The 17,520-nt window shown below is 35.5% G+C and carries 16 protein-coding genes; 14 read left to right on the plus strand and 2 right to left on the minus strand.

Annotated features, from left to right (window positions below; genetic code table 11):
- Positions 1–32 precede the first annotated feature (32 nt).
- Both pth and ychF read left to right on the plus strand, forming a co-directional pair.
- Positions 33–617, plus strand: a complete 585-nt coding sequence (gene pth / locus LW139_RS11500; protein WP_072068240.1) for an aminoacyl-tRNA hydrolase — start codon at positions 33–35, stop codon at positions 615–617.
- Between the two features lie 184 nt (positions 618–801).
- On the plus strand, positions 802–1,893 hold the full coding sequence (gene ychF, locus LW139_RS11505) for a redox-regulated ATPase YchF (RefSeq protein ID WP_072064039.1): 1,092 nt from the start codon (positions 802–804) through the stop codon (positions 1,891–1,893).
- Positions 1,894–2,121: 228 nt separating this feature from the next.
- Here ychF and LW139_RS11510 read toward each other — a convergent pair whose 3' ends face one another.
- Entirely contained in the window at positions 2,122–2,265 is a 144-nt protein-coding gene (locus tag LW139_RS11510; protein WP_247849968.1) for a hypothetical protein, read from the minus strand.
- A 446-nt stretch (positions 2,266–2,711) separates the two neighbouring features.
- On the opposite strand from LW139_RS11510, the gene budA reads away from it, so the two are divergent.
- Positions 2,712–3,515 carry an acetolactate decarboxylase gene (gene budA, locus LW139_RS11515; RefSeq protein ID WP_432652213.1) on the plus strand — a complete coding sequence of 268 codons (804 nt, stop codon included), beginning with the start codon at positions 2,712–2,714 and terminating at the stop codon, positions 3,513–3,515.
- Between the two features lie 68 nt (positions 3,516–3,583).
- Positions 3,584–5,263: an acetolactate synthase AlsS gene (alsS, locus tag LW139_RS11520; RefSeq protein ID WP_247849970.1), complete on the plus strand. Its 1,680-nt coding sequence runs from the start codon at positions 3,584–3,586 to the stop codon at positions 5,261–5,263.
- Between the two features lie 70 nt (positions 5,264–5,333).
- On the opposite strand, the gene LW139_RS11525 is transcribed toward alsS, so the two are convergent.
- Positions 5,334–7,829, minus strand: a complete 2,496-nt coding sequence (locus LW139_RS11525) for a sel1 repeat family protein (RefSeq protein WP_247849971.1) — start codon at positions 7,827–7,829, stop codon at positions 5,334–5,336.
- 296 nt (positions 7,830–8,125) lie between these two features.
- On the opposite strand from LW139_RS11525, the gene LW139_RS11530 reads away from it, so the two are divergent.
- The 10 genes from LW139_RS11530 (at position 8,126) to lhgO (ending at position 17,465) form a co-directional block, all read left to right on the plus strand.
- Complete coding sequence (locus LW139_RS11530) at positions 8,126–8,554, plus strand: PPC domain-containing DNA-binding protein (protein ID WP_247849972.1); 429 nt, start codon at positions 8,126–8,128, stop codon at positions 8,552–8,554.
- Between the two features lie 76 nt (positions 8,555–8,630).
- Positions 8,631–9,212, plus strand: coding sequence for an ECF transporter S component (locus LW139_RS11535; protein ID WP_109407589.1), 582 nt, complete (start codon positions 8,631–8,633; stop codon positions 9,210–9,212).
- 2 nt (positions 9,213–9,214) lie between these two features.
- Complete coding sequence (locus LW139_RS11540) at positions 9,215–9,919, plus strand: energy-coupling factor transporter transmembrane component T (RefSeq protein WP_166540005.1); 705 nt, start codon at positions 9,215–9,217, stop codon at positions 9,917–9,919.
- Positions 9,910–10,755 carry an energy-coupling factor ABC transporter ATP-binding protein gene (locus LW139_RS11545; RefSeq protein WP_166540006.1) on the plus strand — a complete coding sequence of 282 codons (846 nt, stop codon included), beginning with the start codon at positions 9,910–9,912 and terminating at the stop codon, positions 10,753–10,755. The genes LW139_RS11540 and LW139_RS11545 overlap by 10 nt, the downstream gene beginning before the upstream one ends.
- Complete coding sequence (locus LW139_RS11550; RefSeq protein WP_247849973.1) at positions 10,739–11,560, plus strand: energy-coupling factor ABC transporter ATP-binding protein; 822 nt, start codon at positions 10,739–10,741, stop codon at positions 11,558–11,560. The genes LW139_RS11545 and LW139_RS11550 overlap by 17 nt, the downstream gene beginning before the upstream one ends.
- A 58-nt stretch (positions 11,561–11,618) precedes the next feature.
- Positions 11,619–12,131, plus strand: a complete 513-nt coding sequence (locus LW139_RS11555) for a DedA family protein (protein WP_247849974.1) — start codon at positions 11,619–11,621, stop codon at positions 12,129–12,131.
- Positions 12,132–12,518: 387 nt separating this feature from the next.
- A complete protein-coding gene (locus LW139_RS11560; RefSeq protein WP_109407593.1) occupies positions 12,519–13,553 on the plus strand; it encodes a TAXI family TRAP transporter solute-binding subunit in 1,035 nt (344 codons plus the stop codon).
- A 12-nt stretch (positions 13,554–13,565) separates the two neighbouring features.
- Entirely contained in the window at positions 13,566–15,533 is a 1,968-nt protein-coding gene (locus LW139_RS11565) for a TRAP transporter permease (RefSeq protein ID WP_166540010.1), read from the plus strand.
- Positions 15,534–16,247 carry a FadR/GntR family transcriptional regulator gene (locus LW139_RS11570; RefSeq protein ID WP_109407595.1) on the plus strand — a complete coding sequence of 238 codons (714 nt, stop codon included), beginning with the start codon at positions 15,534–15,536 and terminating at the stop codon, positions 16,245–16,247.
- 15 nt (positions 16,248–16,262) lie between these two features.
- The gene (gene lhgO / locus LW139_RS11575; RefSeq protein WP_166540012.1) at positions 16,263–17,465 is read left to right on the plus strand and encodes an L-2-hydroxyglutarate oxidase; all 1,203 of its coding nucleotides are present in this window, start codon (positions 16,263–16,265) and stop codon (positions 17,463–17,465) included.
- Positions 17,466–17,520: the final 55 nt, after the last annotated feature.

Consider the following 17,520-nt stretch of genomic DNA (forward strand, 5'->3'; position numbering starts at 1 on the left):
TTCTTTTAAGACGATAACAGTGAAAGGCTATTGTGAGTAAAATTAAACTTATCGTCGGGTTAGCAAACCCCGGTGCAGATTATGCCCAGACTCGCCATAATGCGGGTGCTTGGTATGTGGATTTATTGGCTCAACGTCATCAGCAATCTCTAAAAGAAGAGAGCAAATTCTTTGGTTACACCGCACGCATTAATTTAAACGGTAATGATGTTCGCTTATTGGTTCCGACCACTTTTATGAATTTAAGTGGTAAAGCGGTACAAGCAATGGCGAACTTTTATCGCATTGAACTTGATGAAATTTTAGTTGCACATGATGAACTCGATTTACCGCCCGGTGTTGTCAAAATGAAATTAGGTGGTGGTAATGGTGGCCATAACGGATTAAAAGATATTCAAAGTAAATTTAGCAATAATCCAAATTTCTATCGTTTACGCATTGGTATTGGTCACCCTGGTGATAAAAATAAAGTTGTTGGCTTTGTATTAGGCAAACCACCAATGAGTGAACAAAAATTAATTGATGACGCTATCGATGAAGCCCTTTCGTGCACAGATATTTTAATGCGTGATGGTTATGAGAAAGCAATAAATCGCTTACATAGTTTTAAAGCATAATCATTGCATTGATAAATTAAGTAATTTCAATATTCAGAGGGTAAAATGCCCTCTTCTTTTGTGCGATTAATTCCTGATGATTTAATCAAACAGGGATTTGCTCTATAATAGCGCCAAATTTTTTTTAACAGCACACAACAGGAATACTCCCTCCTGTTGTTTTTATGTGACAAGGTGAACGTTTATGGGATTTAAATGTGGTATCGTCGGTCTGCCTAACGTAGGGAAATCTACACTGTTTAATGCCTTAACTAAGGCAGGTATTGAGGCAGCCAACTTCCCATTCTGTACTATCGAGCCAAACACAGGTGTTGTTCCAATGCCTGATCCTCGCTTAGATAAACTGGCTGAAATTGTTAAGCCACAGCGTATTTTACCGACAACAATGGAATTTGTTGATATTGCAGGCTTAGTAAAAGGCGCATCTAAAGGTGAAGGTTTAGGTAACCAATTCCTAACGAATATCCGTGAAACTGAAGCGATTGGTCATGTAGTTCGTTGTTTTGAAAATGACAATATCATTCACGTTGCGGGTAAAGTTGATCCTGCTGAAGATATCGAAACTATTAATACTGAATTAGCGCTTTCTGACTTAGATACCTGTGAACGTGCAATGCACCGTAATCAGAAAAAAGCAAAAGGTGGCGATAAAATTGCTAAAGCAGAAATGGAAGTGTTAGAAAAATGCTTACCGCATTTAGAAAATGCTGGCATGTTACGTGCTTTAGATTTAACGGAAGAAGAAAAAGCAACAATTCGTTATTTAAGCTTCTTAACGTTAAAACCAACAATGTATATTGCAAACGTTAATGAAGATGGTTTTGAAAACAACCCATATCTTGAAACTGTTCGCAAAATCGCAGAAGCAGAAGGCTCTGTGGTTGTTCCTGTTTGTGCCGCTATCGAAGCAGATATTGCTGAGTTAGAAGATGCAGAACGCGAAGAATTTATGCAAGATTTAGGCATTGAAGAGCCTGGCTTAAACCGTGTTATTCGCGCGGGTTACTCATTATTGAACTTACAAACTTACTTCACTGCTGGCGTTAAAGAAGTACGTGCATGGACAATCCCTGTAGGTGCAACAGCGCCACAAGCCGCAGGTAAAATCCACACTGACTTTGAAAAAGGTTTTATCCGTGCTCAAACTATCGCTTATAACGATTTTATCACTTACGGTGGTGAACAAGGCGCTAAAGAAGCTGGTAAAATGCGTGCAGAAGGTAAAGAATATATCGTTCAAGACGGCGATGTAATGAACTTCTTATTTAACGTGTAAGTTCTTCTATCTTTCATAATGCCAAACCACGTAAATTGAGAAAAACTCAAATACGTGGTTTTTTATTAATTACCTATGAACAAGATAAAATATATTTTTTATTTTTCAAAAAAACACTTACTCTTATTACTTTATCCAATGTAAAGGTATTATTTTACGATAAACCTGTTCAAAATGTTTATTTGCGTATTTTTTCATTTTAGATAAAAGCAATTTAAGTTCATTATTTTACGAAGATAAATTAGACAGTGTATTTTCCCATATTGTAAACTTTCGCCCCATTAGCTCTGGATTTAATTCATTTGCTTTATTCATCAATGTACAAGCATATTTCAATTGCATTTGATAGTAATCATTATCAATATTGAACATATATTTATCTATACCAACTAATTTATCCTTAGCTGTAATAGGTACATCTACCCACGCTGACTGGAATAAATTTTGATACATACCAAGATTAATTGATGATAAAAAACCATCTATTTTAATTTTATTAATTGATGTATTACGATTATTTCTAAATTAAGTATTAATTATTTACATTTTAATAAATGTAATCACTAATAATACATTCCCCTTCTCAAGAATAAAATAAAACATCAAATTATTTTAATCACTAAATCTTATTAATTAAATAAAAAACAATTATCTGTATTTAATTTATAAATACACAACTATCACGCACTATTCAATAACAATTAAAACATTTGAAATACTTATTAATTGGAGTAATACTTAATTTGATGCTCGATTAATGATCGATACTTATTAAATAAAGGAATAGCTTTACCATGAATACTAATTTTCAACCTAACATGCGAGATAATAGCGATATAAAATACAATAAAAACCATCATTGCCAATGTGGACAAGAAATAATAACCAACTTAAATAATTATATTACTAAACATCCCGAGTGTACTATTTATCAAAATTCATTAATGAGTAGTTTAATTGCGGGTATATATGATAGTGATGTCACTATTGCTGATTTATTAAAGCATGGTGATTTTGGTTTAGGAACTTTTGAACAACTTGATGGCGAGCTAGTTGCATTCAACAATAATGTTTTTCAATTACGCTCTGATGGTAGCGCACGTAAGGCATTAAATTCTCAAAAATCTCCTTTTGCTGTAATGACATTTTTCAATTGTGATATTGAACATCACTTTTCTTATGGTGCATCGCAAAAAGAAATACACAATGTAATTAATCAGTATGTTCCTTCCGACAATCTATTTTGTGCGATCAGAATTGAAGGCGAATTTGAATTAGTTAAAACACGCACAGTTCCTCGTCAAGAACCTCCCTACCGCCCAATGTTAGAAGCTATCGAAAATCAGCCTATTTTCACTTTTCACAATGAAACAGGAACTATTGCAGGTTTTCGATCACCACAATTTACCCAAGGCATAAATGTTGCAGGATTTCATGAACATTATATTAATCAACAACGCCAAGGTGGTGGACATGTTCTTGATTACTACTTAAAAAAAGGCACATTACAAATCGGCATCATTTCTCGCCTTACCATTGATTTACCCAGCCAGTCAGCTTTCCTACAAGCTAACTTAATGCCAGATAATCTTCATCAAGCAATAGAACAAGCCGAAAATTAATTCAAAAGACCGCTTCACTTTATTCTAAATCCAATTTTTTATTCACTTGCAAAATTAAAGAAGGTTATATGAATACTCCTCATTGGAAATGTGGTGCAGATTTAGTTGTCAAACAATTAGAACAACATGGCATTAAACAAGTATTTGGTATTCCGGGTGCAAAAATTGATCGTGTATTTGATTCTCTTGTTGATTCCAGAATTAAAACAGTAGTTGTTCGCCATGAAGCTAATGCCGCATTTATGGCTGCCGCGGTTGGTCGTTTAACGGGTAAAGCGGGAGTGGCTATCGCAACATCAGGTCCGGGATGCTCTAATCTTACGACAGGCATTGCAACAGCAACATCTGAAGGTGATCCATTAGTTGCGTTGGGAGGATCAGTAAAATCCTCTGATAGATTAAAACTGGTTCATCAAAGCATGGATACCGTGACCATGTTTAATCCTATTACTAAATTTTGCGCAGAAATTGATTCCTCGAAATCAATTTCCGAAACTATGGCTAATGCCTTTCGCCATGCAGAATCAGGAAGACCAGGCTCCGCTTTTTTAACTTTTCCAATGGATATTTTAAATAATGAAGTTAATAGCCCAATATTAATTCCCAAATCAAAATCCAATATTGGTAGTGCAAATAATGATGCCATCCAAGAAGCCGTTAAATTACTGCTGAATGCAAAAAATCCCGTTATTTTATTAGGGCTACAAGCTAGTTACCCTGAAAATGCATTAGCATTACAAAAGCTACTTGATATTTGCCCGCTACCGATTGTTGGCACTTATCAGTCGGCTGGTGCGATTGCTCAACGCCATTTTTCTTTATTTGCTGGTCGTATTGGTTTATTTAATAATCAACCGGGTGATGAGTTATTATCTCACGCTGATTTAGTAATTACTCTAGGTTATAGCCCTATCGAATATGAGCCGTCATTATGGAATCACAATAATGCCAATATTATTCATATAGACGAGATCCCCGCTGAAATTGATTTAGCTTACTGCCCTGATTTAGAATTAACAGGTAATATCAAATTAACAATTAATAATTTAACTCACTATTTTACTAAGCAATCTACATCTCAAATTACACTCTCAAATAATACTCGTCAGATTTTAGAGAAAATTCGTCACCAAAGAGAAATTCTGCAACAAAATAGTTATTTTCGACATGGTTCTCCTATTCACCCTTTAACCATCATCCATGAGATGCAAAATATTATTGATAGCGATGTAACACTCTGCATTGATATGGGAAGTTTTCATATATGGCTCGCTCGTTATCTTTATAGTTTTAGAGCAAGACAAATGCTAATTTCTAATGGGCAACAAACAATGGGTGTTGCATTACCTTGGGGGATTGGCGCTTCTTTTGTTCGACCTTCTGATAAAATTATCTCTATTTCTGGCGATGGGGGTTTTATGCAATCGTCTATGGAGCTAGAAACCGCAGTTCGTTTAAATACTAATATCTTGCATATTATCTGGGTGGACAATGCTTATAATATGGTCGAAATGCAAGAACAAGAAAAATATGGCCGTTATTCTGGTGTAAAATTTGGAGCTATTGATTTTAAACGTTACGCTGAGTCCTTTGGCGCTAAAGGGTTTTCTGTTGAATGTGCTTCTCAATTACGTTCCGTTTTACATGAAGCAATAGCTGTTGATGGCCCCGCGGTACTTGCTATTCCTGTCGATTATCGAGATAACGCTAAACTAATGGAACATATTGATTATAATTTGATTATTTAGTGTATTCTACACTCATCATATAAAAGCCCTCAATAGTATAAAACACTACTGAGGACTTTATAATATGGTACTACTGTTTATTTTGATTTAAATACTCAGCGACACGAGTTTCAATATTTTTACGCTCACTTTCTGATAAAGAATAGAATATAGCAACATTGCTCACATCCCTATTCATTAATAAACCATAATAGTATGCTTCTTTAGCATCACTTTTAAACAGATATGCTTCATAGAGCTTTGAGAAAGAAGACTCTGCGAAACTCATTTTTCCTAATCGAACATTCATATCTATAATATAGTCATTATGATTTTTTAAAGTAGAAACATATATATTTACCGCAGGATCTTGGCTTACACTATCCAGCCCATTGGAGTATATTTTATTTAATTCAGTATAGATGCGATTATCTATACTGAATGGATAATCTAAAGATAATTGATACCACTCAATGGCTTTATCTAAGTTTTGCTCCACTAAACAAGGCGCATCTAAATAATAGTCAGCAATTATTCTAGCGCTATTATAAGTAAATTCGTTACTACGCGGTTTTTCTGTTTCTATCCACTCTTTAAAATAGTTCGCTGCTTTATTGATATTATCTTTATCTTCACAAATGTTTTCCATATAGTAATTATAAAGATATTGGCTCGCTTTTTTATTTCCTAAATCATAGGCTTCTTCAGCATAAGTGAAACTTTTTTGGCGGTCTTCATAAGAATAAAACCTTGCTAATTCAAGTAGTTTCTTATCACTCTCTTCTTGTTTCATTAAACGATTAAGATCATTATCTCTTCCCTCACGAGTTCTTGTCACTATTTCATATAATTCTAATTCAGGGCTAGATAAATCAATACTAATGCGTTTTTCATATTCTTGTGCTTTTACTGCATCTTTTTGAATGCCTTCTTTACCTTCTTGATAAATTAAGGATAAATCTTTTAAGCAAATATTATTCCCCAGATTTGCACATTTATCACGCCAAGCAAAACGTTCTTTAGTGGTAATATTGGTTAAATTATCAAAGTTATGATCTTGATAAAGCCTTCCAGACATATTTTCATCAACATATCTTGTTGTGACAATAAATTGCATTGCATCAGTAGAACCTAATTCAGCCAATTTAAAAATATCTTTATAATATTTTCTTAATTTTTCTTCATTAAGCTTTTGGGCAGTGTTTTCATAAATAATATTTCTTATTGTATATTTAAATGCCAGATTTATGTTTTTATTTAACAGGGGTTGAACCTGCGTTCTAACTTCCTCGTCAAACAAAGAACGTTCAACAATAAAATCAATTACTCTTGGCGAATTCATTCCGTATTTCAAAAGAAGATCATAACCTTCTTTTCGCTCTTTTTTAGTGAGAATCCCGTTTTCTAAATCATCTTCCAGCGCTTTAATTACATAAATAAAAACATCATTATTTATTCTATTTTTATATTTCATGATTGCAATGGCTTGATGAAGATAAGCAGCATAAGTGTAATAACTTGCTTTTTTATATAATAAAAAAGCATATTCTTTATTTTTAATGGCATCTTGTTCTAAAAGTATATCCGCGTAATAGTGTGCGAGACGATAATCTTGATTAAATGTGTTAACTTTATTTTTATTCACACTCTCTTTTAAAATATCAACAATGTGCTCTTTTGCGATATATTCTGAAATATCAAACTCAAAATAGATCCTGACTAATAGATGTTGACTCTCATCTAATAATTTATTATCTCTGATATTTTCTTGTAATAAATTAACCGCTTTTTTCAAATCTTGTACCGTTCCTTCACCATTAGCATATAGCTTCGCAAGGCTTAGTTTACTTTCTGGAGACGGTTGTATTTTATAAGCTGAACTTACTAGCTCAAAGGCTTTATCAGGATCATAAATGCTACCTTTAGGATTTGAATAAACATTAGCAACGGTTAGCATCGCTTGATAAGAATCAGGATATTTTTCTAAAAGCTTATCTATATATTTTTTAAGTGTTTCACTAAAGTATGGTGAATTATTACTATTATTTTGAGTTAAATCCTCAATTTTTTTAATTAATCCATCATGATGATCCAAATCTGCCGATAACGTTAAATATACTTTAGCTAATAAGTCATCTTTTCTGAGAAGATTTCCCTCTTCATCACCATTATAAATTTGATAAAGAAGATATACCGCATCCGGATAATTTGTATTTGCCGCATCAAGAAGTAGATTAATATCTTCTCTTATTAATGTATATTTTAAATACATCATTTTAGGATCTTTGCTTTCAATAAAAGGCTTTATAAGAGCTTCTGTTTTTAGTGATCTCTTAGGGGAATCTGGATTATTTAAATATTGATATATGGCCTCTTTATTTCCTGTCTTAGCTAGTTTTTCTAACTCTTCAAGTGTTGCCTTTTTTTCTGCCAAAGAGTGATCATCATTGATAGGTATTAATGCATATTCTGCATTTCTGCTAGCTTCATCTGACACTGATTCAACTTTATCTTTCTTGAAAGATAAACCTAAAACAATAACAATTAATGAAACAAATATAAGTATATTTTTTATTTTACGAGACATAATTATCCTTTTACGTTACATAATTTATTTTTAAATAATCAACCGCTATAGCTCAAAAATGATGGATTTTGATTTAGTTAAGTGTCATTTTTCTATTTACACCAGTCAATCGATAACTTACCAATTCTTTATGTAGCAAACACTTTTTCATTAAAAATGCGTAGGCTGTCTATTCCCTATTTAACATATTCCGTGAATAATGAAGAAGAGATATTCTAGACTTAGTGAATATCGATTAATATCTAATTGGCTAATAAATTCAAATCATTGCCTTATTTAATCTTTAGGATAACCCCATGCTACAATCACCTCATCTTTCTTCTCATGCCCGATTTATTGCACTTCGCCTTCTCCCTAACGAGAATGTGATTATGGCATTACGACAGATTATAAAAGAACAAAACCTAAAATCAGCATTTATTGCAGGTTGTGTGGGAAGTTTAACAGATGTGGTATTACGCTTTGCAGGACGCGAAGAAAATCGCTATCTTACAGGTAAATTTGAGATTGTTTCATTAATTGGAACATTAGATAGTCAAGGTGAACATTTGCATTTAGCAATCTCAGATGAAAATGGATTAATGTGTGGTGGACATATGATGCCAGGTTGTACAGTGCGCACGACGCTAGAGCTCGTTATTGGTGAGTTAGAGCAAGTGACTTTTAGCCGTCAGCCTTGTGAACACTCTGGTTATGAGGAGTTGGTCATCACACCGCGTAAATAGCTTTTTTATAAAAAATAGCTATGTATGCAAAACAATAAAACCAATAGTCACTATCCTTTGTAAAGGTTTTTAAACTATGTCTACAACTCCTCAAATTTCGAGTCGTACACTCGTACTCATTGTTGTATCTATTGCAATAAATATGATCGGCGGCCAAATTACCTCAATGGTAAAACTCCCTATCTTTTTAGATTCTATCGGTACACTGATTTGTGCCTTATTAGGTGGCCCATGGGTCGCATTATTCACTGGATTATTAACCAATCTATTATGGGGATTAATTAGTGGTCCAATGGCGGCTGCATTTGCTCCAGTAGCCATGATGATAGGATTAAGTGCAGGTTTATTGGCTCGTGCAGGTGGTTTTCGTTCTTTAATTCGCGTTATTGGTTCGGGAATTGTCATTACTTTAGCGTTAATGATTGTCGCCGTTCCAATTCGTACTTATTTATTTGGTGGCGCAACAGGTAGTGGTGCTGATTTCTTTGTTGCTTATTTTCATGCTGTGGGTGAAGGGCTTATTGAGTCTGTTGCCATTACTGTATTAGGTGCAAATCTCGCAGATAAAATATTATCAGCGATTGTCGCTTGGTTATTAGTACGTCAATTACCACAACGAACACAACGTAATTTTCCTGCGATTGCCAAGGTTCGCTAATAATGCATCCATTTACCTCATTGGCATTATGGCTTTGGCTAAGTGCTAGTGTACTTTTTTTATCATTAGGCTTACCACTGCTGATAATCAGCAGTGGTATTTTTATTAGCTTATTGATTTGGAAAGCATCTCGCTGGCGTTGGCGTTTTATTGCTTGGTTAATGATCCCAATGGCAATCGGATTATGGTTAGTCCATAGTGGTTGGTTAGCTTATTGGTTAGTAGGTGGATCTTTAGATACTAGTAAACAAACTATGGCAATAACGCTATGGTTAAGATTATTAGCAATAATAAGTGGTGCTCAATTGTGGTTACAACACTCATCAACAGAGCAATTTATTAGAGCGCTATTTGCTAGCCGTTTACCTATGAGCCTTTCCTATTTATTAGCAGGGCCTTTGCTACTTGTAGAACAATTACGCCAACAATTACACAATATAAGAGAGGCGCAATTAGCGCGAGGTGTTCCTCTTGATGGATCATTTTGGCAACGATTCATCACATTACCAGCGATTATTTTGCCTCTTATTAGTCACGTATTAAGTGATTTAACGATTAGAAGTGCAGCATTAGATATGCGAGGATTTCGTATTATTAAAAAACGAACAACCTTATACCCACCAACGGATACATCACTTCAAACAATGCTTCGCTACTTGATTTTATTGCTTATTTTGGTTGAAGGAGGTATTTGGCTATGGTACTAAATCTTCAGCAATTGAGTTTTACCCCCAAAGGTGACGAAAAATCTATTCTTGGCCCTATTGATTTACAGTTAAAACAAGGGGAATGGCTTGTGATTTTAGGGGGCAATGGCAGCGGAAAAAGCCTTCTTGCGCAATTACTAGCCGGTTGGTACCCCGATTTATTAACAGGTTCAGTGCAAGGCATGGGAATTGTACAAAACATTGCCCTCGATAAAAGCCGATTAGTATCGCTAGCACCCGGACGACAGCTCGTTCAACAATCGCCACAATTACAACTTTCAGGATGTGCATTCACTGTAGAGCAAGAAATTGCCTTTGGCCCTGAAAATTTGGGGTTGAGCGATAATGAAATTCGATTTCGAGTAAAAGAAGCTATGGCATTAACACAATGTGAATACTTGCGTTTTCGTCACCCTTCAACCCTTTCTGGTGGTGAGGCTCAACGTGTTGTCATAGCTAGTGCGCTTGCTATGCACCCAAAATTATTATTACTTGATGAAGCTTTTAGTCGCTTAACGCCCTATGCAACCCAACAATTACACCAACGCATAAAACATTATGCAAAAGAGCATAAATGCAGTGTAGTTATTTTTGAACGCAATTTATTACCTGCAATAAGTCTGAGTGGGCAATTTTTATTATTGGAAGCAGGAAAAATGAAGGCAAAAGGTACTTTAGACTCTATTTTTCCGTTCTTATTTTCAACAATTAATGCTCCTGATGCATGGCAAGCTTTACATTGGTTAATTGAAAACCATCATTGGAATAAGAATATTGTGAATAATGATAAAGCCTTACTTAATGCTTTTAAGGAATTTTATGTTACAGCTCAATAATGTGACTTATCGCTGGAGTGATGAGGTTCCGCCTTGTATCTCTCAATTATCCTTAACGTTAAATCAAGGAGAATGGATAAGCTTAGTCGGCGATAATGGCGCTGGTAAATCTACTTTATTGCGATTAATTGCAGGACTATTAACTCCCAACGAAGGTGATATAACACTCAATAATCAGTCACTTTTTCAACTAAAAGCACAGCAACGCGCTCATTATATTGGGGTATTATTTCAAGAGCCTGAACGACAAATTTTTCATAATACTGTTGAGAAAGAGATCACGTTTGGTTTAAAGCAACGTAAATTTCCGAAAGAAGAAATTAAAAAATGTTTAGATGAAACACTGTCGCTTTGTGGTTTAAATGATGTTGCAGATGTTCATCCTTTAGATTTACATGCTGGCCAACGTAGAATGGTTGCTGTTGCGAGCTTAAGTATTTTATCACCTCAAATATTATTACTTGATGAACCCACTCGTGATTTTGATGCATATTGGTTAAGCTGTTTTGAGAATTGGCTTCAGGTACAAAAAACATTAGGTACAACGGTATTGGCTATTAGTCATGATCTTGATTTTACTGCTCGTCATTTTCAGCGTGTTATCCATTTATCCTCAGGTAAATTAATTGCTGATGGTTCCCCTGATAAAGTGCTAATGAATTCAACACTGCAATCCCTTTCTGATATTCCTGCGCCTACGCTATACTCATTAAGTCAGAAACTGAAATTGCCAATTAAAAATACACCTATTGAATGGGCGACAATGTTAGTTGAAATGAATAAAAATTCTAAAATAACCTCATAATAATCTTAATATTTATCACTATTATTATGTTTATTTATAAGTAGTTGGAGATAATTAAATGGAAATTATTCACACTTTATTCGACTCCTTGAGTCTCTTGTCTCCTATTACCCTATTCTTATCTATTATTTTAATCACAGCAGGCAAATCAACCATTGGTATTTCTTCATTTTTGCCCCCTGCTTCTTTAATGTTGATCTTTATCTTTGGTGCTTGTTTACCACTTTATTCTCCAATCTTTCTTTGGCTAGCCACCAGTTGTGGTGCTCTATTAGGATCAATTTTAAGCTATGAGTTAGGGCGCTCTATCTATCGTTTTCCTCGCCTTAAAATATGGGTTAATCGCTATCAGTCAAAAATTAATCGCACTCAACAATTATTAAAAAATAAAACTCACTATATTTTGTTTATTTCTCGATTCTTAGCTGTCTTTCGCTACTTAACTCCCTTTAGTGCTGGCTTATTAAAACTACCTGCATATGGTGTTTATATCACCAGCGCTATTTCTGCTTTAGTTTGGTCTGCAATGTTTGTTTTAATCGCAACAGGTGTACTTACTTTTGCTTTATAAGTGGCGAATTAACACTTAATTTTAATCTTTCTATTAATACTAAAAGTGGCCTATTTTCTTTTTACATAATCATATTGTTTAAATATTTTCTGCCCCCTCTTTTTTTCATTTTATTTTTAATTATCGATAAATAGACTATTTTTTAGCTTCTTTTATCTTTTCTTCCATGCTTTATTGATATTTTCTTTCGCATTTTGTGCCTATCACCATAATTATGATTAAAATTTGCATAATTACTATATCGATCACAATTTGTTATCTTCTTGTTTTAATTTCATTACGTCACGTCACAATTTCTTAACACTCCTTATTTCTATAAAAGTTGTCATGTTGTATACAAGTTGGTGTGAAACATTCACCTGCGTTTTTATGTACAGGAACAACATCATGAGAATAAGAAAAACAAAGCTTGCCATCGGTATTGTTGCTGTTATTGCGGTTGTCTCATTAGCAATAGCTGGCAAAAAAGAGAATGCGAATAAACAATTTCTCTCTGTAGCAACCGCTTCAACAGGAGGAACGTATTATCCGATGGGAGTGGGATTAGCAAACGTATGGAGTACACACCTTAAGGATAGAGGCGTTCAAGTAACAGGCCAATCTTCGGCAGGATCGATAGAAAACATCTATTTAATGCAAAAAAATGAAGCTCAGCTCTCTATTTTGCAAAGTCTTTTAGCTGTAGAAGCTTATGAAGGTGTGCGCAATTTTGAAGGTAAACCAGAAAAAAATCTGCGCTCAATTTCTATGTTGTGGCCCAATGTTGAACACTTTGTTTTAATGAATGACAAAGTAAAAACCGGCACATTAGATGATATTCGTGCGACAAGTTTTTCTGTTGGCCCTCAAGCTAGCGGTACAGAACAATCCACAATTATCATTCTTAAAGGTGTTAATTTAACTAAAAAAGATATTACCCCTGAATATCTTGGATATGGAGACACTGTTTCTGCCATGCGAGACGGCCGTCTTGACGGTGGCGCCTTACCTGCTGGCGTTCCAGCTTCAGCCGTCACCGACATGTATGCTAGTGGTGTCAGCGCAAAACTACTCGAAGTCACAGATAAACAACTTGATGATATCAATCATGTGGCAAATTCATGGTTTCGTTTTGAAATACCCGCGAATACCTATCCTCGTCAAACTGAAATAGTCAATACAATAGCTCAACCTAATATTTTAATGGCCACAACCAGTATTGATAATGACTTAGTTTATGAGCTAACAAAAACTATGTTTGAGAACCTTCCTGAGGTTCATCAAGTTCATAGCGCAGCTAAATACATCACCACAGAAAATGCATTAAAAGGTGTTTCTGTGCCATTACATTTAGGGGCTTACCGCTACTACAAAGAAATCGGGTTAGAGATCCCTGATTATCTTATTCCACCAGAAGCTCAAACGCAGACTAATAATAAATAACAGGAGTGAGTTATGACTAATAATGACCACCTAACTCCGGTAGAGCCACCTGCATTAGATAAAGAAGCAAGCTCTGGCAATCGCCAACTTGCTGGCATTTACCTGAAAATTACCACGACTCTTGCAATATTAATTTCACTTTATGCGATTTACTCAAATGCATTATCAAATACTCAAGAGTTTTACCGCAATACTATTTTTCTTAGTGGTATTTTAATTTTAGGCTTTATTTTATTCCCATTCTCTAAGCGTTTTTCCACACCTAAATTTAATGGATGGGATTATCTTTTTATTGCTTTAACATTAATCAGTTATGGTTATTTTTTCTTTAATTACGTTGATCTTCATGTAGTAAGAAAAAGTATTCCAAATACTACTGATTATGTCATGGCTATATTAGGGATTATCGTACTGTTTGAAGCAGCAAGAAGAACTACTGGTTATTTCATTCCAGGGCTTGCAACTTTTGCCATTATCTATGCTTTATTTGGTCAGTATTTTATGGGTATTTTCGGTCATGCAGGATTTTCTGTAGAAAGATTGTTATACCGTTTATTTATGACCAGTGAAGGGATTTTTGGTATTACTCTTTCAACGGCCTCCACCGCTATTGTGGTCTTTATTCTCTTTGGTTCATTCTTGAGTGTCAGTGGTGCTACTGCTTTATTTAATGATTTAGCGCTGGCTATCGCAGGTCGTCGTCGTGGAGGGCCTGCCCAAGTTGCGGTTATTTCATCTGCATTAACAGGCTCTTTAAGCGGAAGTGCTGTTGCTAACGTAGCAACAACGGGTACTTTCACCATTCCTTTAATGAAAAGTATTGGGTTAACTCCGCGTTTTGCTGGGGCTGTAGAAGCAACTGCATCAACGGGTGGTATGATCATGCCTCCGATTATGGGTGCAGCTGCATTTATTATGGCAGGCTTTTTAGGAATTTCGTATACCACCATTGTTATTGCAGCCATTATTCCAGCACTGTTGTATTACGCCGCATTAATTATGGCCATTGACATTGAAGCCAAGAAACAAGGGTTAAAAGGGCTAAGCAAAGAAAATATTCCACAAGTTAAAGCCGTATTAAAAGCCCGTGGCTTACTGTTATTACCATTGGTTATTGTAATTGGAACCTTATTAGTAGGTAAAACACCTATTTATGCTGGCTTCTTAGGTATTCTAACCATTATTGTTGCAAGTTGGATAACACCTGACAAAACTGTTCGTATGACTTTAACGAAAGTGGCTGATGCCTTAGCCGAAGCGGCTCGCGGTTCAGTTCAAGTAACTGTTGCTTGTGCGGCTATTGGCGTGATTATCTGTGTAGTTACAATGACGGGTATCGGGGCAACATTAGCCTTTAATATCGTCTCAATGACGGATAATACACTATGGATGATCTTATTAGTTGTTATGCTAGTGTGTATTGTATTAAGTATGGGGTTACCTTCAACGGCTTTATATATTGTCGTTGCCGTTACAGTGTCACCTATCTTAATTAAAGCGGGTGTTATGCCTTTAGCTGCTCATTTCTTTGTATTCTGGTTTGGGGCACTATCCAATATTACACCTCCTGTTGCCTTAGCCAGTTATACTGCCGCAAGTATTGCAAGAGCAGATCCGATGCAAACATCATGGGATGCAGTTCGTTTAGCCCTTCCCGGCTTTATTATTCCGTTTATTTTAGTCTATAACCCTGCTTTACTGATGCAAGGTGATAATTTAGGTGTACTTTCTATTGGATTAATGATTATTACTGCATTAGTCGGAATTTATGCACTAAGTATCGCAACAGCAAACTTTTGGATGATTAAAACAACGTGGTTTGAACGTATTGCATTTGCAGCAGCGGCAATTCTAATGATTAAACCGGGCTTATATACCGATCTTTTAGGTGTTGCCTTGATCCTATTAACTGGTGCATTCCATCTATTACGGTCTAAAAAACAGTTAGCTAATATGGAGCATGCATCTGGAGAAAACTAGATGATACAAAAGATCTCACGCCAAAAAGCGTCGCATCAAATTCTTGAGCAAATAAAGCAAAATATTAGTAACGGAACATACCCTATTGGTGAAAAGTTACCTTCTGAAAATGTACTCGCTGATGCCTTTGGCGTCAGTCGAGTCCCGATCAGAGAAGCATTAGGTGTTTTAGAAGCCAGTGGCATTGTGACTTCACGCCAAGGAGGCGGTCGCCGTGTCATTGACCATTCTATACTCAGTAAATATGAACCATTAGTCATGGAAATTGCTTGCCCTGAAGAGATTGATTCACTGCTTGAGATGCGAGAGGTCATTGAACATGAAGCGGCAGCTATTGCCGCTTTACGTCGAACACCAGAAGAATTACGCGCTATCGAAAATGCCCACGATGCCTTTGTTTTAGCAACAAGACAGAATAAAAGTATTGGTCATGAAGAAGACTATCAATTTCATCGTTCTATTATGGTTGCTGCACACAATCCTTTTTTTGTCAGGATTTTAGATAATATGCATGAGCTTTATCTTGGTGTCTTAATGTATTCATTAAGTCAAAATAAAGGGCGAGAAACAGAAACAGAGCGTGTTATCGCAGAGCATGAAGCAATTGTTGAAGCAATACGCCAACAAGATCACGATGAAACAAGCCATAAAATGCGCCTTCACTTAACTAATGTACGTGGCAAATTAAAGCGCTTACAACAAGAACCTTGTTAATTTAAAATTTATAAAATGGATAAGATTATGACGTATGACGTGATTATTATTGGTGCGGGATTAGTCGGATTAGGGGTTGCAAGTGCGCTACAAGAAAGTCAACCTGAACTAAAACTACTAGTGATTGATAAAGAATCTGGCCCTGCGGCTCATCAAAGTGGACATAACAGTAATGTTGTTCATTCTGGTATTTATTATACTCCAGGGAGCCTTAAAGCAAGGCTGGCTAAACAAGGGAATATCACCACTTATGCGTTTTGCCAACAACATAATCTTTATTACGATCGTTGTGGCAAAGTGATTGTCGCTACCAATGAAAAAGAGCTAAATGCGTTAGAAAACATTTATCAACGTGGCATTGATAATGGGCTTGAAGTTATCAAAATGACTGAAAGTGAGCTTAAAGTTAGAGAGCCTTATGTCAATGGTATTGCTGCCTTATTAGTTCCTGATGCAGGTATTGTGAATTACTCTGAAATTGCAGCAAAACACGTTGAAATTATTCAATCTCGTGGCGGTGAATTTATATTTGGACAAGCGGTTACAGCAATTAATGAAACCGATGATAGTGTCACTGTAACGACATCCAATGAACGATTTACAGGCAAATGGTTGATTAATTGTGCAGGGTTATTTAGTGATCGTATTGCTAAAATGGCAGGTTATGACACTGGTATGAAGATAGTCCCATTCCGTGGTGAATACTTTATGCTTAATGCCAATAAAAACTACTTAGTCAACCATCTAATTTATCCCGTTCCTAACCCTGATTTTCCATTCTTAGGTGTACACTTCACGCGCATGTATAACGGACATCGCGATGTTGGGCCTAATGCGGTATTAGCGTTTAAACGCGAAGGTTATAAAAAAAGCGATATTAACTTAAAAGATCTCGCTGAAGTGCTCACTTATAAGGGCTTTTGGAAAATTGCAGGTAATTATTTAGGCGAAGGAATGGCAGAGCTTCGTCGTTCATATTCCCGCAAATTATTTACTGCGAATGCACAAAAATTAATTCCTGATTTACGTGAAGCAGATATTCATCCGGGTCCTGCGGGAGTTCGAGCTCAAGCATTAACTCGTGAAGGAAAACTAGTAGATGATTTCCATTTTGTAAAAGGTAAACGTTCATTACATGTGTGTAATGCTCCATCACCTGCAGCAACAGCATCTATTGAAATAGGCAGAGAAATCGTTAGAGAACATTTTTCTTTGTAATTAAAAAATATACGACGAGTAAAAAATAATAAATAGCACTGACATTAATCAGTGC

The organism is Proteus vulgaris (assembly GCF_023100685.1).
Lineage (GTDB): Bacteria > Pseudomonadota > Gammaproteobacteria > Enterobacterales > Enterobacteriaceae > Proteus.